The sequence below is a fragment of the Alteribacillus sp. HJP-4 genome, from assembly GCF_042139015.1.
Lineage (GTDB): Bacteria > Bacillota > Bacilli > Bacillales > Marinococcaceae > JBHIKY01.
This window is the reverse complement of the sequence record NZ_JBHIKY010000030.1, coordinates 1-19,057: the sequence shown is the minus strand read 5'-3', so window position 1 is coordinate 19,057 and position 19,057 is coordinate 1. Positions and strand designations below refer to the sequence as shown.

Below are 19,057 nucleotides of genomic sequence, written 5' to 3'. Positions count from 1 at the left end.
ATTACCACGCTTGTCATTATGTATGGAATAATATACTGGGTTTATGCCTTGTTTTTTTGATGCCAGGGCACTAAAGCTCCGGGGTGGTAAACATCCGGGCTTTCTTTTTTTGAAATATAAAAATATGAAAGAATATGAAATATTTTTGGTTTCGCTTGTAACCGAATGTAAATCACTAACGACTAAAGTATGGGAGTGTTAATCGTGCAGGAAGAATTTGAGCGGTTATATGAAACCTACCACCACTCTCTTTTTCAATATTTATTCTATATGGTCAGAGATAAGGACGCTGCAGAAGAATTAGTACAGGAAGTATATATAAAAGTGTTTCATGCTTTTGACACCTTTGAGGGGAAAAGCAGCGAAAAAACCTGGCTTTATTCTATCGCAAGGCATGTCGGCATTGACTGGATCAGAAAACAGAACCGCAAAAAGAGAAAGTGGCTTGGTGTATTGGGACCGCTTTCAAAAGAAGAAATTCGTGATCCAGCCCCATTACCGGATGAAATAGTTTCTGCGAGAGACGATGCTAGAGAGGTTTTCGAATGCATGGATCAGTGTACTCCAGACCAGCGCCAGGTTCTTACCCTGCGGTTTATTGATTCGTTATCAATTAAAGAAACGGCGGATATTCTTGAGTGGTCGGAAAGTAAGGTGAAGACAACTCAGCATCGTGCCGTTAAAAAGCTGCAGGACCTAATAGAGCAGAATGAAATCTATAGTGAAAGGAGGGCAGAGCGATGAGAAGAAATAATAAGCTGTCAGAGGAAGAGGTCCAAAGAAGAGTTAAAGACCTTCCCGAAGTCAGAGATCAGCGTCCGAAAGATGAAATTTATTATAATATTATGGAAAAAAGGCAATCACAAAAGGCAACTGGTTCTTCATTAAAACGCTGGGCAGTACCTGTTCTTTCTGCTGCAGCTTTATTATTGATGATCATTCTTGTTCCGGCGTTTTTCCCATCTTCTAACCAATCTTCTTCTCCTGAAGAAAACAATCAGGATAATAACAACGAGTCAAGATCAGAAAATGAATCAAATTCAGAGGATATTGAAGAAGAACCCCCTGGCGAAGATGAGACTATGCACACACAAGAAAGTGAATCGGAAGAAGACGAGACTGTTGAGCCCGAGGAGAAGGAAGAAGAAACAGAGGACTCTAGCAGTGAGGATGAAGAGTCACAGGAACAGGAGGCAGAAGAAGAAACGGTTCAAGAGCCTGAAGTGACAGTTGGCGGTAATGATATGCCAGAATATGACAATTATACTGCAGCATTACAGGAAGATATTGAGTCAGATGGAATGCGCCCCGTCACAATACCTCTGCAGGATGGCACATCATCCGTTATTGTCCCGGTTACCATCCTTGCTTCCGAGTCTGATGAAAGCCTTCTGGAAAGTTTTGATCAATTAAATGATGAATTTAGTCCTGAAGGAACTGGTTTAGAAGAGTCTGCTCTTCAGAATATTGAGTGGACCAAGGAGGAAGAAGAAGTTCCTTCTGCTGATTTTGAAGAGGAAAATACAGAAGGCAGTGCCGAAAGTGATCTCATCGTCCGCAGTCTCGAAGAAATTGCCAGATACCTTGATGAAGACGAGGTGAAGCTTTCCTATAACGGGGAGCCCGGCCTTGATTTAGCGAATTTTGGAAATGTCGAATCCTTAGATATTACTACTGAGAATCGAGGATACTACGTCTATACAACGGAGGAAGATGTAAACTTTCTCGTCACCGGAAACGGAGCCAGTCTTCCTACTACCCGGGAAGATGGACAATTATTAACAATTGAAGAAACATTTGAACAAATGCAGAACCATGAGGAACAAAACGGTGTAGCAGCCTCTATCCCTTCAGATATGAATATTGTTGATGTAGAAGAGGAAGAGGAGACGGCGACCATTGTTTTTGAAGAAGGAACGACTTTCCCGGAAGACGACAACGGCACCCTGGTTACAGAAGCAATTCTATTTGCTGCCTCAGATTTTGGATTTGAAAGTATAAATTTTGAAGGCACCGAATCCACAGAGGCCGGAGAGTACAACCTTGAAGAAACGATCAGCGTTCCTGCGGGGCCAAACTTTATGGAAGATGATTAAAATTCTACTTGTTCGAGCTTTGGATACAGCATCCAGAGCTCTTTTTTTCAGATGAGATGTTAACCCTATCGGAATAATGTATAATAAGAGCAAAGTTCTTGGAGGGTCAGTCGTATGGAATACAATGATAAAATGAAAAATAGATTAAAACGAATAGAAGGACAGGTCCGCGGTGTAGTGAAAATGATGGAGGATGAAAAAGACTGTCATGCCATCGTGAGTCAGATGTCCGCCGTCCGGAATGCACTAGATCGTGCTATTGGTGTTGTCGTAAGTGAAAATCTTGAACAATGTGTGCGTGAGCAGATCGAAAAAGGTGAGGAAACGGATGAAACTATTAAAGAAGCAGTTAATTTACTCGTGAAAAGCAGATAAGCTGCGAAGCCGCCTATTTATATGGCGGCTTTTTTTCTCGAAATATGTCGGTCGAAAGTCTGGTAAATATTCTGCAATAGACACTACATTTTACATAAAACATGGTATAGTAATAATCAAAGTATTTAAAAATATTCCCGTACAGGTGATAAAATATGGATAAATTGAAAAGAAAAGCAGATATTGAAGTCTGGCTTAATGAATTCGTGCAGACGGCCGATTACGATGAAACAGGCAATAAATACTATTTTGTATTTGCTGATAAGTTCAGAGGCGGCATGTGGACTTTGATGAATACTAATGGCCAATGGTCGCTTCACGGAAAAGGAGAAGCCTATTGCGATAATGAAGAAGTTTTTATCCAGAAGGACGAAGCGGTCACCTTTTTGTGGAAACACCGCGCTGCTGTCAATAAAGCGCGCAGCGAACTAAAAAACAAGCAGCCGGTGTAATTGCAGCGGCTGCTTGTTTTTTATAAATTTACGCATAGTCTTTGATGTATGGAAATTACATAAAAGATGGCCGGCTGCGCTTTTTTATACGGAATAAAACGATTTCGCTTTTCTCAGAAAGAGCGGGGCAATTGCTGCGCCTGAAATAAGCCCAAATAAATGACCTAATATGTTAATGCCCGGATTAATGAAAGTGCTGACAACCCCGATCACAATGATAATCATAATAATCTGGGTATTCATGGCATCAATTAATTCTTTCCGATTGATCACCATGTATAAATAGACACCGAAAACCCCAAATATTGCCCCGGAGGCTCCAAGGTGGGAGTAAGCGGGATTTGCTATTAACAAAAAGGTGGCAACATTGGCAAGAAAGCCGGTCAGCAGATAGACAGCAAGAAACTTCAGGCTGCCAATCATTTTTTCCAGCGCGGGAGCGAACAATATAAGTGAGACGGAGTTAAACAATATATGCCCTGTACCCTGGTGTAAAAAAACCGGTGTCAGAAGTCTCCAATACTGCCCTTCAGCAATAGCGCCATTAATTCCTATCCCCAGCTGGCGTATTTCCAGACCGAGAGGGAACAGTCCTCCTGTCCACAGTGATAAATTAATCCACAGAAATAAGATTACATTGATGACAATCAATGTGGTAATGACAGGGTAATTTCGTTTAAATGAAGAAAAGGATTCGTTGCGAATAAACATAGTCAGGCTCCTTCGTCGTCATTTGCATGCCGGAGTTCATTGGACTATCATTTTATCATACAGACTCGTAAGGGTGGTAACAGTTCGGGAGGCAGGAAACTAAATGATTACTGGAATAGGAATGGATATCATCGAGCTTAAAAGAATCGAAAGGATAATTGCAAAGAATGATAAATTTATCCTGCGAATTCTGACTCCGCAGGAAAGAGAATTTTTTTCTCGCCTGGGAGCTTCAAGAAAACTAGAATATGCTGGTGGACGTTTTGCTGCAAAAGAGGCCTTTGCCAAGGCTTATGGCACAGGAATTTCTGGAAGATGCGGATTTCATGACATCGAAATTCTAACGGGAGCTTCCGGCAGGCCTTACATTCATGCTCCATGGCTGAATTGTTCAGTGCATGTAGCAATCACCCATAGTAAAGACTATGCAGCAGCACAGGTAATTATAGAAAAAACTGAATGAAAAAGAGCTTGTTTGCATAACGGCCGACTTTTACTCATAGAAATATATTGCGGTTAGGAGGGACCCGGCATGCAAGTCGTTTCTGGCGAGGAAATGAAACAGATAGACAAGTATGCAATGAAAGAACTGGGGATGCAGGAAGAAATGCTGATGGAAAATGCGGGCAGGGCTGCAGCACTTAAAATCATGGAGCGTTACGATGATTCATGGAAGACTGCTGTATTGATTGGAAAAGGAAACAATGGTGGAGATGGTTTTGTCATTGCAAGAACGTTAAAGGACAAGGGCTGGGATGTCACGGTATTCGTGATGCCCCTGAAAGACCAGGACTATGGTGCGGCGGACTATCACAAACTTTTCTACGAACGGTGCGGGTATTCTTACCACCCTTGGGATGAACATCAGTTAATTCATGGAGGATTTGAATTAATCATTGACTCTATGCTTGGAACTGGAGTGACCGGAGAGCTGAGATCTCCCTATTTGGAGGCGGCAAAGCTTTTGAATGAGGGGAAGGCTGAGGTGGCATCCGTAGATATTCCAAGTGGGGTACCATCAGGGGAAGAGTTGGTGCCGGAGACAGCAGTGCGAGCTGACTATACGGTCACACTGCATGCTCCAAAGCAAAGCGCCATGCTGTTTCCTGCCAGAAGCTATTATGGAGATATAGACATCGTGGACATTGGAATGCCTGCAAGGGCAAGCTGGGAGATTGACACGAAATGCATGCTCTGGGGGGAAAAAGAATGCAGAGAAAGTCTGCCTGAGCGCAAAGAAAACGCCCATAAAGGAAGTAACGGAAAAGGGCTTCTTGCGGGAGGATCTTATTCAATGCCCGGAGCTCCTGCTCTTGCAGCAGAAGCTTGTCTCCGGACAGGTGCAGGACTGCTGACAACGGCTCTGCCTGCATCGATTCTCCCTATTACAGCAGGGCACGTTCCTGAGACAACCTTCCTGGCACTTCCGGAAAAAAACGGGGCTATCTCTGAAGATATTTATGGTGCCACACTACCGCTTGAACCGTTTGATGCTGCAGCCGCCGGTCCCGGCGCAGGCAGAGAAGCAGGCACAAAGGCATTAACAAAGCGGCTGATAAAAGAAGCAGATATGCCATTAATTCTAGATGCAGACGCTCTCTATCATCTCCCGGAATTAAAACAAGATATAAAAAACAGAAAGTATCCTCTGATTCTTACCCCGCACCCCGGTGAGATGGCGAAGCTTGCTGAAGTATCAGCCGCAGAAGTGAACAAGCACCGCTTCAGTTTATCTCGTTCATTCGCAAAAGAAATGAACTGCTACCTTATTTTAAAAGGACCGCACACTATCATAACCACTCCGGAAGGGTTTCAATATGTTAATCTTTCCGGGAATGAAGCGCTTGCCCGCGGTGGTACCGGCGATATTTTAACCGGGATACTTCTTGGTTTTGTATTACAAAGCAGCAATGTTCAAGAAGCTTGCTGCAATGCAGTGTATATCCATGGCCGTCTCGCTGATAGTTTAAAAGAGCAGCAGTCTTCCCGGTCCGCAGTCACTTCCGATTTTATCCGCCAGCTGCCGCTTGTCTTTCAGTCATTACTCGCTTCCTCATAAAAAGGTTCCCTCCTTTGTCGTTGTTAAGCAGCGAAGTATGAGGAAAGCGCAGAGGGGTCTGTTCACTCCCCCATCCGCGTTCTCCGGACAAAGGAGATATGATAATATGCGCCGAAAATGGTTGTTAACAGGACTGCTCCTTCTTGTAATTGGGCTTCTGGCCGCCTGTGGAGAAAAATCACAGGAGGAAGTAGTGCAGGACCTGGATAAAAAGCTCCAGGACATGACGGGGTATAAAGGGACCGCCACGATGACACTTGAAACAGGCGAAGAACCAAGATCGTATGACGTGGAAATCTGGTATATGCAAAATGAAAAAAATAAATATTATAAAGTAGAGCTGCAAAATGAAAATGAGGAACAAAACCAGATGATTATCCGCAACGACGAAGGAGTATTCGTCCTGACACCTGCGTTGAATAAAAGCTTCCGCTTTCAGAGTGACTGGCCCAACAACAACAGCCAGGTCTATTTATATGAATCACTTATCTCAGATATATTAATGGACGCTGACCGCACGTTCGCAGTTCACGAAGATAGTTATGTATTTGAAACAAAAACAAATTATCAGAACAAAAACCTCCATCATCAGGAGATCAAGCTTGAAGCTAAGTCGCTGCGTCCAGAAAGCGTGAAGATTTACGATGCTGATTATAAAATGCTGGTATCCGTTGAATTTAATAATTTTGAAGAAAATGCATCCTTTGATGACAATGATTTCAGCACAGAAAAAAGCAAGGCTGCTACAAGCATGAATGTACCTGCTGCTGCAGAAGAGCAGGATGAGGGTGAAAATGCACAAGACTTTGAAGTTGTATATCCATCTTACCAGCCTCAGGGCACATCGCTGACAGAAACTGAAGAATCTAAGGACAGTGGCAGCAAGCAGGTTGTGTTGTCCTACACTGGTGACCAGTCGTTTACTATCATTGAACGCTCAGAACAGGCACAAGCTGCTTCCTCCGATATTCATGTAGGAAATGGTGAGCCTGTTGACCTTGGCTTCACGGTTGGTGCCTTTACCGAGGGGAGCCTGACATGGCATAATAACGGGGTCGAATACTTCCTTGCGTCCAATGATTTAACTCAGGATGAAATGACGGCTGTCGCCAGGTCAATGAACGAAACAATGCAAGAGGTTAAATAAGCTGGAAGAGGCAGGGACACACCGGGTATCTGAACAGTATAAAACGCTTCCGACTATATCAGAAATGATAGTCGGAAGCGTTTTTATTTAATATGTCTGGATTTATCCAGCGCTTTGGCGATGACCTTTATTAAGCTAAGCTAAACCCTATTTGTGGAGGCTGAGAAGCAGTAACAGATAGCGCCTCTAATCGTCCTATTCGTAATAGCTTCAATTTCATAAATATTGTTGTGTTAAAAGGGTTCGCATTTAGTAACTGGCGGCAGGCGTTTGTTTTACTTTATTGACAATCGTTGAATTCCTTACAATAATCATATTAGGAAAGAATGCAGAGCATGGGAGAAGATAATATGGCATTTTCACAAATTTCTTACCGTGATACGTGGGTGGAAATAGATTTATCAAATATTAAATATAACATAAGAAAAGTGAAAGAAAGGTTCAAGCAGCGCATGCATGTTATGGCGGTTGTGAAGGCTGATGGCTACGGGCACGGTGCGGTGAAGACCGCAGAAGCTGCTTTGGAGGGCGGGGCAGAATTCTTAGGCGTGGCTCTGCTTGAGGAAGCAATTGAGCTGAGAGAAGCCGGCATTAAAGCTCCGGTGCTTGTCCTTGGCAGAACAAAGCCGGAGGACGCAGAAATCGCTGTGCAGCACGATATCAGCCTGACTGTTTTTCAGCGGGACTGGCTCATAAAGACACAGAATCTGCTGCCGGCAAAGAAAAAGCTCCGTATACATATGAAGGTTGATACTGGAATGGGCAGGATCGGCATTCATACCCACGATGAGCTTGTTAGCTTTTTAAAGGAGCTCTCCCAAATAGAATCAATTCACCTTGAAGGTGTGTTTACCCATTTTGCAACAGCAGATGAAAAAGATAAATCGTACTTCACAAAACAATACACCCGCTTCATTGATATGCTTGAAGTTATTCAAAGCCAATTCAGTGATATCCCTTATATTCACTGCGGAAATAGTGCGACTGGTCTTCGCTATCCAGATCAATGCTTCAATATGTTTCGATTTGGTATTTCTCTTTATGGTTTGACGCCGTCAGCAGAGATAGTGGATGAACTCCCATTTCAGCTGAAGGAAGCTTTTTCCCTGCACAGCCGCCTTGTTCAAGTGAAAAAGCTTTCCGAGGGCGAAAGTATCAGCTACGGGGCAACGTACACCACAGAAGCTGAAGAGTGGATCGGAACTGTGCCGATCGGCTATGCAGACGGCTGGTATAGATATCATTCCTCCGCAGGCGGATATGTTCTCATTGATGGAGATAAAGCTCCAATCATTGGAAGAATTTGTATGGATCAAATGATGATCAAACTCCCGCGTGAATTACCGGTGGGGGAAAAAGTAACCATGATAGGGACACAGAAGCAATCGTCTATCACAGTATTGGATGCAGCTCAGCGTCTGCAGACCATCACATATGAAATTCCATGCATGATCAGTAAACGTGTACCAAGAATTTACAAAAATAACAATAATAATTTTCCTTCGCAACCGGAAATTTAATTTTAAAAAAATTTCCTTATAACAATTAAGCGGACAGACTGGTGTGATGGGAATTATTGCTTCTTTTTAATCTTGTAGAGAGTTTTGCATTTCAAAGTATGAAATGCTATGATTAAATTAATTGAATGGAGAGATCAGTTAAGGCGTACGCTGGAGGTGTGTGTGGAGTGTTTCAGAAAAGCACAAAGCAAATCAAGGTTAGTCTTCCGCAGTACTTGCTGCGGGAACTTGACGGGATTCTGGAAGATGATAATGTGAATCGAAGTGACTTTATCCATCATGCCACAGAACATTACCTTAAGGAGCGGGAAAGAATGAAAGTTCGTGAATCAATGCAGCAGGGTTATGAAGAAATGGCAAATATTAATCTTAATATTGCAGCAGAGTCTTTCCTTGCTGAAGAAGAAGTAGAAAGTACTCTTGACCATCGGCTCGTAAGTGGAGTATAACAAAGAGATTTTAATTGTTGCATCACGCATTTATTTATGATTATTCTTTATTGCAATTTCAACTTTGATTAAGTTGCTGCACAAGTTTTGCAGCAGCTTTTTTTCTGCCTTTCTTTTAAAATATGCATAACTTTAATATAATTGTTTGCGCAACATAATAAGACGTGAAATAATAGATACATGTAGGTTTCTAAAATAATATGAGCTACTAGTGGTCGAACATAAAGGTAGTGCGGAGGTATTTCTATGCAGCCATCAATAATAGAAATGATATATTCCCAGCGTGAAGACTTAATGAAGAGCTGGACAGAGCAGATCAACGAAGTAAATATGGAGCGCTTTAAAGGGAAGATACCCGAAAATACTTATAATGAAACGAATACGGAGTTCGTAAATCTGATCATTGAGACATTGGAAATGGAGCAGGAAGAAGCGAAAGAGATGCTCCGGCAGTTTGCGGAACGACTGATTCGCATGGGGTACCAGCTGAGTTATTTTACACAGGGTATGCAATTGTTCCGACGTGTACTGTTAAAGGAAATGACCTCCGATGAAAATACCTCCTCCAATAAAGTATATGAGACCTTTCATGAAGTGGAGTCATGGGTTGATGGGATTATTAATCAATTGGTGGATGAATATTCAGGCTCCTGGGAAAATACGCTCTATTTGCAGCGTATGGCTTTAAAGGAATTGTCAGCACCGCTTATTCCCGTTTTCGAAAATATCAGTGTGATGCCTTTGATCGGGACAATTGATACAGAAAGAGCAAGACTTATCATGGAAAATCTGCTTGAAGGCATTATTGAACACCGCTCGCAGGTGGTTCTGATCGATATTACTGGGGTACCTGTTGTAGACACAATGGTGGCACATCATATTATTCAGGCATCTGAAGCTGTAAGGCTTGTCGGCGCAGAGTGTATACTTGTCGGCATCCGGCCGGAAATTGCACAGACGATAGTTAATCTCGGCATTGATCTTGGAAAATTCCCAACAAGAAGTACCCTTCGTAAAGGTATTGAATCTGGACTTGAAATGACACAAAGAAAAATTATTAATTTATAATACTATTAATGATCGGAGGGGTACGGCATGCGCATTCCAATATTAAAGCTGCACACTTACCTGCTTATTTCAGTGCAGGTAGAACTTGACGATCAGACTGCCCTTCAATTTCAGGAAGATTTACTTAATAAAATTCATCAGGAAGGATCTTCCGGTGTGGTTATAGATCTTACATCGGTGGAAATGATCGACTCCTTTATAGCCAAGGTTCTTGGTGATGTAATTGAAATGTCCAACCTGATGGGTGCCAGGGTGGTGCTCACAGGGATACAGCCTGCAGTCGCGATCACACTTATCGACATGGGCATCATGCTCAATGAGGTGCCGACTGCCCTTGACCTTGAACAAGGTCTTGAGAAACTTCAACAGGAATTGGAGGAATAGTAATGAGCGTCCAATCCAGTGTTGAAGTACACACAGAATGGGGAATAGTTTCTGCGAGACAGGCAGGAAGAAATCTTGCCAAGGAAATTGGATTTGGGAATGTCGATCAGGCCCGAATTACGACAGCTATCTCCGAGCTTGCAAGAAATATATATTTATACGCCGAAAAAGGCGAAATTATTATCGAATCCGTGGAAGACTTTCAGGCCGGTGGAGCACGCAGGGGTATTAAGATTATTGCAAAGGACCGCGGTCCCGGCATTGAGAATATCCGACAGGTGATGGAAGATGGATTTACCACTTCAGGAGGTCTTGGAGCAGGACTTCCGGGAGTAAAAAGGCTCATGGATGAATTCGATATTGATTCTGTAGCCAACGAAGGAACGAATATTACAGCAATAAAATGGCTCCGTTAAAGGAGGACTATGGATTGGCTGATTCTGTTAGCTTGATTCAGGAGCAGTATAAGAAAATGCTGCAAAGTTATATAGAAGAAAAAAATGAACAGGGATTATATCATGCCCAGCAATTTAGTAAAAAGGTTCTTGAAAATCAAATATCACCAGAAGAAGTGGTCAGTCTTCACCTTGAAGTGGTAGAGGAATTTTATCCTGACCTTCCTGACGGAGCTACGGATTCGTTTGAATTTCTGCTCGAAGTTATGATGGGATACGGACTGGCTTACAGGGAACATCAGAGTCTCCGGGATAAACAGCGGGAACTGGAACAGGAGATTAATGTGGCTGCGAGTATGCAGCAGACATTCCTGCCAAAAGAAATACCTGGAGTCGACTCCATGGATATTGGTGTCATCAGTGTGCCTGCTTCTAAAATGAGCGGGGACTACTATCATTTTGTGAAAGATGAAAATGGCTGTATTGGGCTCGCAATTGCAGATATCATTGGAAAAGGGGTTCCGGCTGCCCTTTGTATGTCCATGATTAAATATGCGATGGACAGCCTTCCGGAGCAGCGTCTTCAGCCAGGGGCCCTGCTTGAAAACTTAAACCGCGTCGTGGAACAGAACGTCGCTTCTAATATGTTTATCACAATGATGTATGGATCCTATGATCCGAGAGTACATCATTTTTACTATTCAGGTGCAGGCCATGAACCGGGCTTTTATTATGACAGCGCGGCGGATAATTTTGAGGAGCTGTATGCCAAGGGCCTGGTACTCGGCATCAAACGCGACACAACTTTCCGTGAATATCATAAGAAAGTCGAGCTAGGCGACTTTATTGTTCTGCTGTCCGACGGCGTGACAGAATGCCGCACAGAGCATGGGTTTATTGAAAGAGATGAAATTACAAGCCTTATCAGAAAGTACAAGCACCTTTCCGCGCAGGAAATTGTGAACAATATATTTTATGAGCTGGAAAAGATACAGGGATTTCAGCTGCGTGACGATTTTACATTAATTATCTTGCGAAGAAAGGTTTAAACTTATATAAACATGGGGAATAAACTTTTAAGTACGGCCAAGGGCCGTCCTTCTTTTTATCTTTAGAAATTATTTATACATATTTTGTGCGTCATTCGTTCAAGGTATTTTTGAAAGATTAATTCATTACAAGTCCCCGCTGAGGCGGAACGGTTTTAGGAGGAAGCAATTATGAATCTTGATATTCGCACGGAAGAGAAAGACGGTTTGGCGGTTCTCCATGTCGGGGGGGAGATTGATGCCTACACAGCTCCACAGCTTAGAGAGGCTCTGATTCCTTTGACGGAAAAAGAAGGAAATCAGGTTTCCGTCGATTTAACCGAAGTTGACTACATCGACAGTACTGGCCTGGGAATTTTTATAGGAGCACTTAAGTCCTCCCATGCCCACGACAGTTCACTGAAGCTTACCGGCTTGAATGATAGGGTGATGAGGTTATTCTCTATTACCGGACTCGATGAGGTCATTGATATTGATGGAAACGACAGAGAGGAGGCCCGCTGATGATGGAAGGTGCAGATTTGTTTGAAATGAAAGTTCCGGCTAAGCCGGAATATGTAGGTGTGGTGCGCCTTACAGTTTCAGGCATTGCGAATCGCGTCGGCTACTCGTATGATGATATTGAAGACATGAAAATTGCCGTTGCCGAAGCATGTACTAATGTTGTCGAACACGCCTATGATAAAGGCGGATTTATGAGGCTTGCCTGCAGTGTGCATGAAGATAGAATGGAAATTATGGTTTCTGACCGCGGCCAGAGTTTTGATCTCGAAGGGGCAAGGGAAAACCTGGGGCCGGTGGACAGCAAGAAGCCTGTCAGTGATCTTCAGGAAGGCGGACTCGGTCTTTTTTTGATTGACACCCTCATGGATAAAGTTGAAATCAGCGGGGAAGCTGGTGTTGTAATCGTAATGACGAAGTTCCTTCATAGAGATGGGGTGGAGCAGGATGTCAATGGAATCCAAACAGCAGCAGACACGCAAGAACAGCAATAACCAGGATACGCCTGTTTATGACTGGATACGGGAGTTTCAGGAAGATCCGACAGAAGAAATCCAGACAAAGCTTGTAAAGCATTATGACTCCCTTGTGCAGTCACTGGCAAGGAAATTCTCGCGCGGCCAGGATCATGATGATGATCTTTATCAGGTGGGAATGATCGGACTGCTTGCTGCTCTGCGGAGGTTTGATGATTCCTTTAACCGCAGCTTTGAATCATTTGCTGTTCCAACCATTGTAGGAGAGATCAAACGTTTTATACGTGACAAAACATGGAGTGTTCATGTGCCGAGGCGTATAAAAGAACTTGGTCCGCGTATAAAAAAAGCAGTCGAAGACCTTACAAATGAGCTTCAGCGCTCTCCTCAGGTGGAAGAAATTGCAGAATATTTAGAGGTCAGCCAAGAAGAAGTTTTAGAGACAATGGAAATGGGTAAAAGTTATCAAGCGCTCTCAGTAGACCGTTCAATTGAAGCGGATCAGGAAGGCAGTGCGGTTACCCTGCTCGATCTTGTAGGGGCTCGCGATGAAGGATATGAACAAACGGACCAGCAGCTTCTGCTGGAAAAAGCATTCGCCGTTCTGACCCAGAGGGAAAAAGAAATTTTGAAGTGTACATACTTCGAAAACCTGAGTCAGAAGGAAACAGGGGAACAGCTCGGCATATCGCAAATGCATGTTTCAAGATTGCAGCGCAGGGCATTACAAAAACTAAGAGAATCCATTCGAGTGGAGCCATCGGAGTGTCTCTAAAATGATAAAAAACAAAACACATTCAAAAGTTGATATCGCCGCATTCCAGCAGGAGAAGGATGGCAATCACCACTGTGGTGATTCCTATATGACTCTTGAAACGGATGATTATTTTCTATGTGCTTTGGCGGATGGACTTGGAAGCGGTGAGGCCGCGCATCAGTCTTCCCAGAAAGCAATGGATGCAGCAGCAGCTTATCACCACGAAAATGTCCCGTTTATTCTTGAAAAGTGTAACAAAGCGTTAATGATGGAGCGCGGTGTGGTTCTTACTGTTATGAAAGTGAATTATAAGACAAAGGAAGTTGTGTATGGAAACATAGGCAACATTTCTTCCTATTTTTTCACGGACAAAAGTAAGTTTTTCCGGCCGATTCCAGCACCGGGTTATTTATCCGGACGAAAATTTCAATACCGACTGGAAAGCTTTCCTTTTCGTGAAGAAATGACGTTTATCCTTCATTCAGACGGTGTGTCTTTCTCTAATGCGGAGAAACAATCTATTTTGAAAGCTCCAACTCCTGAAGAAGCTATTCACCAGCTTGCCGATAAGGCAGGCATGAATAATGATGATATTACCATTTTAATCGGTCGCATTTCCTGAGAGCCTTGGTAGAGAGGCTCTTTTTTTATTTGAGAATTTGCTGCGGCACAGGAGAATCAGGATAATTTCATGTTATAGTATAAGAATCAATTGTAAATTGTCTACTGGCAGGAGGCTAACCATGCAAGAAAAAGAAACACTCGTAAAACACATCACAACTCAATTATCCATGAAACAGAAGTGGGTAGAAAATATAATCGATTTACTCGAGGAAGGCAACACTGTCCCTTTTATTGCCCGCTACCGGAAGGAACAGACAGGGTCTGCAGACGAAATTCAAATTCGTGATGTTCAGGATGCCTGGAAATATGGACAACAGTTAAATGAAAGAAAACAGGAAGTACTCCGGCTTATTAATGAACAAAATAAGCTCACAGAGGACCTGCAAAAGGAAATTGAAGCAGCAGACAAACTGCAGAAAGTAGAAGATCTTTACCGTCCCTATAAACAAAAGCGCCGCACAAGGGCAACAGTCGCAAAAGAAAAGGGTCTTGAGCCGCTGGCAGAATGGATATTTTCTCAGCCGCGTGAAGGAAGTCTTCAGGAGAAAGGCGAGGAGTTTATATCAGAAGAAAATGAAGTCACTTCCGTCGAAGATGCGTTGAATGGAGCATCGGACATAATGGCAGAATGGATTTCAGACGACCCTGAAATTCGGGCGCATCTTCGTACCCATACGATGAAAAACGCATATATCGTTTCCTCTGAAAAAAAGAAGGAGAACGATGAACAGGGTGTCTATGAAATGTATTACGAGTATGAAGAGCCCGTCCGGAAGGTTCCTGCACACCGTGTGCTTGCTATGAACCGCGGAGAAAAAGAAGACGTATTAAAGGTTTCCCTTCGTATTTCAGAAGGACCCGTGTTCAATTACTTAGAAAAACATATCATTAAACGATTTGGTTCTCCTTCCGTCAGTGCAATAACTGCAGCTTATGAAGATGCTTATAAACGTTTAATCGCACCAGCTATTGAGCGGGAAATCCGAAAAGAGATGACTGAAAAAGCAGAAGAGCAGGCGATTCATATTTTTTCCGAAAATTTGAAGAATCTGCTGCTGCAGCCACCGGTAAAGGGAAAGGTTGTCCTTGGCATGGATCCGGCTTACCGCACCGGCTGCAAGCTGGCTGTCATAAATGAAACGGGAAAGCTTCTGGAGACTGGTGTTATTTACCCAGTCCCGCCTAGAAATGAAGTGAATAAATCAAAAACAAAAATAAAAGAGATGGTTGATAACCATAGCGTGGAGCTCATTGTAGTAGGTAACGGTACTGCTTCGAGAGAAACTGAAGAATTTATTGCGGATATGATCCCTGAGCTTGGCGGCGATATCGCGTACCTCATCATTAATGAAGCGGGAGCGAGTGTTTATTCTGCCTCAGGTTTAGCGAGAGAAGAGTTTCCAGATTTGCAAGTCGAGGAAAGAAGTGCTGTATCCATCGCACGTAGATTGCAGGATCCCCTTGCAGAACTTGTGAAAATTGATCCCAAATCAGTCGGTGTCGGTCAGTACCAGCACGACGTTTCCCAGACGAAGCTGAACGATTCCCTAACGTTTGTCGTGGAAACAGCGGTAAACCAGGTTGGCGTGAATGTGAACAGTGCCTCGTCAAGTCTGCTGCAATATGTGGCAGGCCTTTCAAAATCTGTAGCCAATAATATCATTAAGGCAAGAGATGAAAGCGGAGGATTTAAAAAACGTACAGAGTTAAAGAAGATTCCGCGCCTTGGTGCGAAAACATATGAACAGGCAGCAGGGTTCCTGCGGATTACCGGTGGAAGAGAACCGCTTGATGGTACGGCGATTCACCCGGAAAGCTATAACATTGCCAAGAAGCTGCTCAAATTACTTGAAGCGGATGGGGACGATACCGGCAGTGCTGTACTCCGGGATAAGCTTGATAAGGTGAACATGAAAGACATGGCGGAACAGCTGGAAACGGGCGAACCGACATTAAAGGATATTATTGAAGACCTGAAGAGACCGAACAGAGATCCGCGTGACGAGCTTCCAAAGCCAGTACTGAAGAAAGGTATCATGCAGATGGAGGATCTGGCACCAGGGATGGAACTGGAAGGAACCGTGCGAAATGTTGTGGACTTTGGTGCCTTTGTCGACATCGGAGTCAAGCAGGATGGCCTTGTCCATATTTCGAAGCTGGCTGACCGCTTTATCAAACATCCGATGGAGGAAGTAGCAGTCGGGGATATTGTGACGGTGTGGGTGGAGAATGTAGACACCCAAAAAGGCCGTATCTCATTAACCAGGATACAGCCTGAAAAACAAACAAGTTAATAATATTAGATGGAAAAGGCCGGCTGCAAGCACAATTTAGCGCTCGGCCTTTTTTTGTTTAAAATAGAAATCAAACCAGCATTGATTCAACACCTTAATCTCCTGCCGGTTTTTCTCATGAAATGCTTTTTCAAGCTGCCGTTGAAACCAGCCAGGCATAGACATTCCCCCTTTATGCAATTTTTGTTCTGCCAGAAAGAGTGTGTATACAACCATCATATGATAAACTGTTTGTCAGAGTTTACTGGAAAAGAGGTTGGAGGAATGAAGGACGAGAACCTGCAGAAGCTAACAGAGGATTTGTCTTCTTCCTATTTTAATAAAGAATTCAAGCACCAGGCACGTTTTAACAAAAGACTGCGCACCACCGGCGGCCGTTATATGCTGTACAGCCACGATATCGAAATTAATCCAAAGCATTACGAGCTGTTTGGCGAAAAAGAATTAATCTCAATTTTGAAGCATGAGCTTTGTCATTATCACCTGCACATGGAAGGACGGGGCTATAAGCACATAGATCACGATTTTAAGATGCTTCTTAAAAAAGTGGGCGGGGCCAGACACTGTAAATATATTCCCGGCCATAAAAATAGGAAGAGAACCGTTCATTCCTACAAATGTACTTCATGCGGTTTACACTACACCCGCTACCGAAAAATGGACACAACCAGATATGTATGCGGAAAATGTAATGGAAAAATAAAAAAATGCTAAAACCATCTTGACCTCAAATTAACAGCTGTGGTACATTATAAAAGTCGCTTAAGACAGAACACATCAAAAACGAATTAATCATCACAGCAGTGAAAAACACATTGACATTACATAACCGATCATTTACACTAAAATATGCCGCTGAAACAAATGCGTTCAAATTACTATAAAATTCCACAGTAGCTCAGTGGTAGAGCTATCGGCTGTTAACCGATCGGTCGCAGGTTCGAATCCTGCCTGTGGAGCCATATGGAGAAGTACCCAAGTGGCTGAAGGGGCTCCCCTGCTAAGGGAGTAGGTCGTGTAAGCGGCGCGAGGGTTCAAATCCCTCCTTCTCCGCCATTGCATATATAAAGGCCCGTTGGTCAAGTGGTTAAGACACCGCCCTTTCACGGCGGTAACACGGGTTCGAATCCCGTACGGGTCACCAACTAATGTATCCAGTGCATTAAGCTGGACATGCTTTTATGACGGAGGATTAGCTCAGCTGGGAGAGCACCTGCCTTACAAGCAGGGGGTCGGCAGTTCGATCCTGTCATCCTCCACCATTCACTTTTTAATAGAAGAATCATAGTATTGTCTTGAAAGAATTGAAGGAGCGTACTACCAGTACGTGACCTGACTGAACGAACGAAGATGACGAAGAGATTCGCAGCACAACATGACCTATGGAAGAAGAAGCAAGAAGGTCGAGGAACCAAGAGAGAGAAGGAAGGAGCGTACTTCAGTACGTGACCTGACAGAATGAACGAAGATGACGAAGAGATTCGCAGCTTATTCTTACAAAGTGGGCCTGTGGTGTAGCGGTTAACATGCCTGCCTGTCACGCAGGAGATCGCGGGTTCGATTCCCGTCAGGCCCGCCACTATATAAATAACTTAAATATTAATGTATCATTGGGCTATAGCCAAGCGGTAAGGCATCGGACTTTGACTCCGTCATGCGCTGGTTCGAATCCAGCTAGCCCAGCCACCTAATGCGGGTGTGGCGGAATTGGCAGACGCGCTAGATTTAGGATCTAGTGTCCTTGTGACGTGGAGGTTCAAGTCCTCTCACCCGCACCATATTAAATACAGTTTTGCGGTAGTGGCGGAATCGGCAGACGCGCTAGGTTGAGGGCCTAGTGGGAGTTAAATCCCGTGGAGGTTCAAGTCCTCTCTACCGCACCAATAGATATGCGCCCGTAGCTCAATTGGATAGAGCGTCTGACTACGGATCAGAAGGTTAGGGGTTCGACTCCTCTCGGGCGCGCCATTTAATTTTTAATTTTAATCGATATACAATGCTTTACCAATCAGTATTTAATAAAGGAGCGTACTTCAGTACGTGACCTGACAGAATGAACGAAGATGACGAAGAGATTCGCAGCTTATTCTTACAAAGACCGGGAAGTAGCTCAGCTTGGTAGAGCACTTGGTTTGGGACCAAGGGGTCGCAGGTTCGAATCCTGTCTTCCCGACCAGTTTTAAATATGCGGGTGTAGTTTAGTGGTAAAACCTCAGCCTTCCAAGCTGATGTCGTGGGTTCGATTCCCATCACCCGCTCCATTTTATATAAAACCATTAACTGAATAGCAATTGCAGTAAGTTATTTTTTTTGCTTATTAACGGTTTTATGTGATTGGGGCCTGTAGCTCAGCTGGTTAGAGCGCACGCCTGATAAGCGTGAGGTCGGTGGTTCGAGTCCACTCAGGCCCACCAAAAAATATTTTAAATAAAGTGGTTGACTCTATTTGGCCGAGATGATACGATATATCTTGTCGCTTCAAAAAGAGTGACACACAGTGTCCTTTGAAAATTGAATGAAAGTCAAGCGTTTAATTAAAGTAACATCCCCCATCTAATTCAGATGGACAAAGTAAGAAGAGTCAGTACTCTACTATTTATTGGAGAGTTTGATCCTGGCTCAGGACGAACGCTGGCGGCGTGCCTAATACATGCAAGTCGAGCGCGGGAAGCCGTCGGATCTCTTCGGAGTGACGACGGG

21 protein-coding genes, 12 tRNA genes and 1 rRNA gene are annotated in these 19,057 nt (G+C 43.6%); 32 read left to right on the top strand and 2 right to left on the bottom strand.

Annotated elements, in window-relative coordinates; all coding sequences use genetic code 11:
* Positions 1 to 204: 204 nt before the first annotated feature.
* The 4 genes from ACE4RR_RS19025 (at position 205) to ACE4RR_RS19010 (ending at position 2,923) form a co-directional block, all read left to right on the top strand.
* On the top strand, positions 205 to 744 hold the full coding sequence (locus ACE4RR_RS19025; RefSeq protein WP_375537026.1) for an RNA polymerase sigma factor SigX: 540 nt from the start codon (positions 205 to 207) through the stop codon (positions 742 to 744).
* Entirely contained in the window at positions 741 to 2,096 is a 1,356-nt protein-coding gene (locus ACE4RR_RS19020; protein WP_375537025.1) for a hypothetical protein, read from the top strand. The genes ACE4RR_RS19025 and ACE4RR_RS19020 overlap by 4 nt, the downstream gene beginning before the upstream one ends.
* Before the next feature lie 114 nt (positions 2,097 to 2,210).
* The gene (locus ACE4RR_RS19015; protein WP_375537024.1) at positions 2,211 to 2,471 is read left to right on the top strand and encodes a metal-sensitive transcriptional regulator; all 261 of its coding nucleotides are present in this window, start codon (positions 2,211 to 2,213) and stop codon (positions 2,469 to 2,471) included.
* Positions 2,472 to 2,626: 155 nt separating this feature from the next.
* A complete protein-coding gene (locus ACE4RR_RS19010; RefSeq protein WP_375537023.1) occupies positions 2,627 to 2,923 on the top strand; it encodes a hypothetical protein in 297 nt (98 codons plus the stop codon).
* 84 nt (positions 2,924 to 3,007) lie between these two features.
* Here ACE4RR_RS19010 and ACE4RR_RS19005 read toward each other — a convergent pair whose 3' ends face one another.
* Positions 3,008 to 3,634, bottom strand: coding sequence for a rhomboid family intramembrane serine protease (locus ACE4RR_RS19005; RefSeq protein WP_375537022.1), 627 nt, complete (start codon positions 3,632 to 3,634; stop codon positions 3,008 to 3,010).
* A 103-nt stretch (positions 3,635 to 3,737) separates the two neighbouring features.
* On the opposite strand from ACE4RR_RS19005, the gene acpS reads away from it, so the two are divergent.
* The 14 genes from acpS (at position 3,738) to ACE4RR_RS18935 (ending at position 16,357) form a co-directional block, all read left to right on the top strand.
* Complete coding sequence (gene acpS, locus ACE4RR_RS19000; protein ID WP_375537021.1) at positions 3,738 to 4,097, top strand: holo-ACP synthase; 360 nt, start codon at positions 3,738 to 3,740, stop codon at positions 4,095 to 4,097.
* A 69-nt stretch (positions 4,098 to 4,166) separates the two neighbouring features.
* Positions 4,167 to 5,693: an NAD(P)H-hydrate dehydratase gene (locus tag ACE4RR_RS18995; protein ID WP_375537020.1), complete on the top strand. Its 1,527-nt coding sequence runs from the start codon at positions 4,167 to 4,169 to the stop codon at positions 5,691 to 5,693.
* A gap of 106 nt (positions 5,694 to 5,799) precedes the next feature.
* Positions 5,800 to 6,840: a LolA family protein gene (locus ACE4RR_RS18990; protein ID WP_375537019.1), complete on the top strand. Its 1,041-nt coding sequence runs from the start codon at positions 5,800 to 5,802 to the stop codon at positions 6,838 to 6,840.
* A 350-nt stretch (positions 6,841 to 7,190) separates the two neighbouring features.
* Positions 7,191 to 8,360 (top strand): alanine racemase, encoded by a 1,170-nt coding sequence (gene alr / locus ACE4RR_RS18985; protein WP_375537018.1) that lies wholly within the window; start codon positions 7,191 to 7,193, stop codon positions 8,358 to 8,360.
* Between the two features lie 167 nt (positions 8,361 to 8,527).
* Positions 8,528 to 8,809: a CopG family ribbon-helix-helix protein gene (locus ACE4RR_RS18980; RefSeq protein ID WP_375537017.1), complete on the top strand. Its 282-nt coding sequence runs from the start codon at positions 8,528 to 8,530 to the stop codon at positions 8,807 to 8,809.
* A 246-nt stretch (positions 8,810 to 9,055) separates the two neighbouring features.
* Positions 9,056 to 9,877 carry an STAS domain-containing protein gene (locus ACE4RR_RS18975; protein ID WP_375537016.1) on the top strand — a complete coding sequence of 274 codons (822 nt, stop codon included), beginning with the start codon at positions 9,056 to 9,058 and terminating at the stop codon, positions 9,875 to 9,877.
* 27 nt (positions 9,878 to 9,904) lie between these two features.
* The gene (locus tag ACE4RR_RS18970) at positions 9,905 to 10,261 is read left to right on the top strand and encodes an STAS domain-containing protein (RefSeq protein WP_375537015.1); all 357 of its coding nucleotides are present in this window, start codon (positions 9,905 to 9,907) and stop codon (positions 10,259 to 10,261) included.
* 2 nt (positions 10,262 to 10,263) lie between these two features.
* Positions 10,264 to 10,677, top strand: a complete 414-nt coding sequence (locus tag ACE4RR_RS18965) for an anti-sigma regulatory factor (RefSeq protein ID WP_375537014.1) — start codon at positions 10,264 to 10,266, stop codon at positions 10,675 to 10,677.
* A gap of 14 nt (positions 10,678 to 10,691) precedes the next feature.
* Positions 10,692 to 11,705, top strand: a complete 1,014-nt coding sequence (locus ACE4RR_RS18960) for a PP2C family protein-serine/threonine phosphatase (RefSeq protein WP_375537013.1) — start codon at positions 10,692 to 10,694, stop codon at positions 11,703 to 11,705.
* Between the two features lie 171 nt (positions 11,706 to 11,876).
* Entirely contained in the window at positions 11,877 to 12,209 is a 333-nt protein-coding gene (locus ACE4RR_RS18955; protein ID WP_375537012.1) for an STAS domain-containing protein, read from the top strand.
* Positions 12,209 to 12,700, top strand: coding sequence for an anti-sigma B factor RsbW (gene rsbW / locus ACE4RR_RS18950; protein WP_375537011.1), 492 nt, complete (start codon positions 12,209 to 12,211; stop codon positions 12,698 to 12,700). Before ACE4RR_RS18955 ends, rsbW begins: the two co-directional genes overlap by 1 nt.
* A complete protein-coding gene (gene sigB, locus ACE4RR_RS18945; protein WP_375537010.1) occupies positions 12,654 to 13,457 on the top strand; it encodes an RNA polymerase sigma factor SigB in 804 nt (267 codons plus the stop codon). Before rsbW ends, sigB begins: the two co-directional genes overlap by 47 nt.
* Before the next feature lies 1 nt (position 13,458).
* Positions 13,459 to 14,061, top strand: coding sequence for a PP2C family serine/threonine-protein phosphatase (locus tag ACE4RR_RS18940; RefSeq protein ID WP_375537009.1), 603 nt, complete (start codon positions 13,459 to 13,461; stop codon positions 14,059 to 14,061).
* Positions 14,062 to 14,182: 121 nt separating this feature from the next.
* On the top strand, positions 14,183 to 16,357 hold the full coding sequence (locus ACE4RR_RS18935; protein WP_375537008.1) for a Tex family protein: 2,175 nt from the start codon (positions 14,183 to 14,185) through the stop codon (positions 16,355 to 16,357).
* A gap of 36 nt (positions 16,358 to 16,393) precedes the next feature.
* Here ACE4RR_RS18935 and cmpA read toward each other — a convergent pair whose 3' ends face one another.
* A complete protein-coding gene (gene cmpA, locus ACE4RR_RS18930) occupies positions 16,394 to 16,516 on the bottom strand; it encodes a cortex morphogenetic protein CmpA (protein WP_375537007.1) in 123 nt (40 codons plus the stop codon).
* Between the two features lie 105 nt (positions 16,517 to 16,621).
* Between cmpA and ACE4RR_RS18925 the strand changes: the two genes are divergently transcribed.
* The 14 genes from ACE4RR_RS18925 to ACE4RR_RS18860 form a co-directional block, all read left to right on the top strand.
* Complete coding sequence (locus ACE4RR_RS18925; protein WP_375537006.1) at positions 16,622 to 17,071, top strand: SprT family protein; 450 nt, start codon at positions 16,622 to 16,624, stop codon at positions 17,069 to 17,071.
* A gap of 173 nt (positions 17,072 to 17,244) precedes the next feature.
* Positions 17,245 to 17,319 (top strand) — tRNA-Asn (locus ACE4RR_RS18920).
* 3 nt (positions 17,320 to 17,322) lie between these two features.
* Positions 17,323 to 17,413: transfer RNA gene (locus tag ACE4RR_RS18915), tRNA-Ser, on the top strand.
* Between the two features lie 13 nt (positions 17,414 to 17,426).
* Positions 17,427 to 17,501, top strand: a tRNA-Glu gene (locus ACE4RR_RS18910).
* A gap of 42 nt (positions 17,502 to 17,543) precedes the next feature.
* A tRNA-Val gene (locus ACE4RR_RS18905) sits at positions 17,544 to 17,619 on the top strand.
* Between the two features lie 241 nt (positions 17,620 to 17,860).
* Positions 17,861 to 17,936, top strand: a tRNA-Asp gene (locus tag ACE4RR_RS18900).
* Positions 17,937 to 17,968: 32 nt separating this feature from the next.
* Positions 17,969 to 18,043: transfer RNA gene (locus tag ACE4RR_RS18895), tRNA-Gln, on the top strand.
* 6 nt (positions 18,044 to 18,049) lie between these two features.
* Positions 18,050 to 18,135 (top strand) — tRNA-Leu (locus tag ACE4RR_RS18890).
* A 16-nt stretch (positions 18,136 to 18,151) separates the two neighbouring features.
* Positions 18,152 to 18,240: transfer RNA gene (locus ACE4RR_RS18885), tRNA-Leu, on the top strand.
* Positions 18,241 to 18,248: 8 nt separating this feature from the next.
* Positions 18,249 to 18,325: transfer RNA gene (locus ACE4RR_RS18880), tRNA-Arg, on the top strand.
* A gap of 131 nt (positions 18,326 to 18,456) precedes the next feature.
* Positions 18,457 to 18,533 (top strand) — tRNA-Pro (locus ACE4RR_RS18875).
* A gap of 11 nt (positions 18,534 to 18,544) precedes the next feature.
* Positions 18,545 to 18,618 (top strand) — tRNA-Gly (locus ACE4RR_RS18870).
* 76 nt (positions 18,619 to 18,694) lie between these two features.
* Positions 18,695 to 18,771 (top strand) — tRNA-Ile (locus tag ACE4RR_RS18865).
* A gap of 182 nt (positions 18,772 to 18,953) precedes the next feature.
* Positions 18,954 to 19,057 (top strand): 16S ribosomal RNA (locus ACE4RR_RS18860); the annotation flags it as partial.

Excerpts from the sequence above, each read along its gene's own strand:
- ACE4RR_RS19020 (WP_375537025.1), top strand. The coding sequence starts at position 741 with ATGAGAAGAAATAATAAGCTGTCAGAGGAAGAGGTCCAAAGAAGAGTT.
- ACE4RR_RS18935 (WP_375537008.1), top strand. The coding sequence starts at position 14,183 with ATGCAAGAAAAAGAAACACTCGTAAAACACATCACAACTCAATTATCC.
- rsbW (WP_375537011.1), top strand. The coding sequence starts at position 12,209 with ATGATGGAAGGTGCAGATTTGTTTGAAATGAAAGTTCCGGCTAAGCCG.
- ACE4RR_RS19005 (WP_375537022.1), bottom strand. The coding sequence starts at position 3,634 with ATGTTTATTCGCAACGAATCCTTTTCTTCATTTAAACGAAATTACCCT.
- ACE4RR_RS18940 (WP_375537009.1), top strand. The coding sequence starts at position 13,459 with ATGATAAAAAACAAAACACATTCAAAAGTTGATATCGCCGCATTCCAG.
- ACE4RR_RS18990 (WP_375537019.1), top strand. The coding sequence starts at position 5,800 with ATGCGCCGAAAATGGTTGTTAACAGGACTGCTCCTTCTTGTAATTGGG.
- ACE4RR_RS18925 (WP_375537006.1), top strand. The coding sequence starts at position 16,622 with ATGAAGGACGAGAACCTGCAGAAGCTAACAGAGGATTTGTCTTCTTCC.
- ACE4RR_RS18970 (WP_375537015.1), top strand. The coding sequence starts at position 9,905 with ATGCGCATTCCAATATTAAAGCTGCACACTTACCTGCTTATTTCAGTG.
- ACE4RR_RS18965 (WP_375537014.1), top strand. The coding sequence starts at position 10,264 with ATGAGCGTCCAATCCAGTGTTGAAGTACACACAGAATGGGGAATAGTT.
- ACE4RR_RS18995 (WP_375537020.1), top strand. The coding sequence starts at position 4,167 with ATGCAAGTCGTTTCTGGCGAGGAAATGAAACAGATAGACAAGTATGCA.
- cmpA (WP_375537007.1), bottom strand. The coding sequence starts at position 16,516 with ATGCCTGGCTGGTTTCAACGGCAGCTTGAAAAAGCATTTCATGAGAAA.
- sigB (WP_375537010.1), top strand. The coding sequence starts at position 12,654 with ATGTCAATGGAATCCAAACAGCAGCAGACACGCAAGAACAGCAATAAC.
- ACE4RR_RS19015 (WP_375537024.1), top strand. The coding sequence starts at position 2,211 with ATGGAATACAATGATAAAATGAAAAATAGATTAAAACGAATAGAAGGA.
- acpS (WP_375537021.1), top strand. The coding sequence starts at position 3,738 with ATGATTACTGGAATAGGAATGGATATCATCGAGCTTAAAAGAATCGAA.
- ACE4RR_RS18975 (WP_375537016.1), top strand. The coding sequence starts at position 9,056 with ATGCAGCCATCAATAATAGAAATGATATATTCCCAGCGTGAAGACTTA.
- ACE4RR_RS18955 (WP_375537012.1), top strand. The coding sequence starts at position 11,877 with ATGAATCTTGATATTCGCACGGAAGAGAAAGACGGTTTGGCGGTTCTC.
- ACE4RR_RS19010 (WP_375537023.1), top strand. The coding sequence starts at position 2,627 with ATGGATAAATTGAAAAGAAAAGCAGATATTGAAGTCTGGCTTAATGAA.
- alr (WP_375537018.1), top strand. The coding sequence starts at position 7,191 with ATGGCATTTTCACAAATTTCTTACCGTGATACGTGGGTGGAAATAGAT.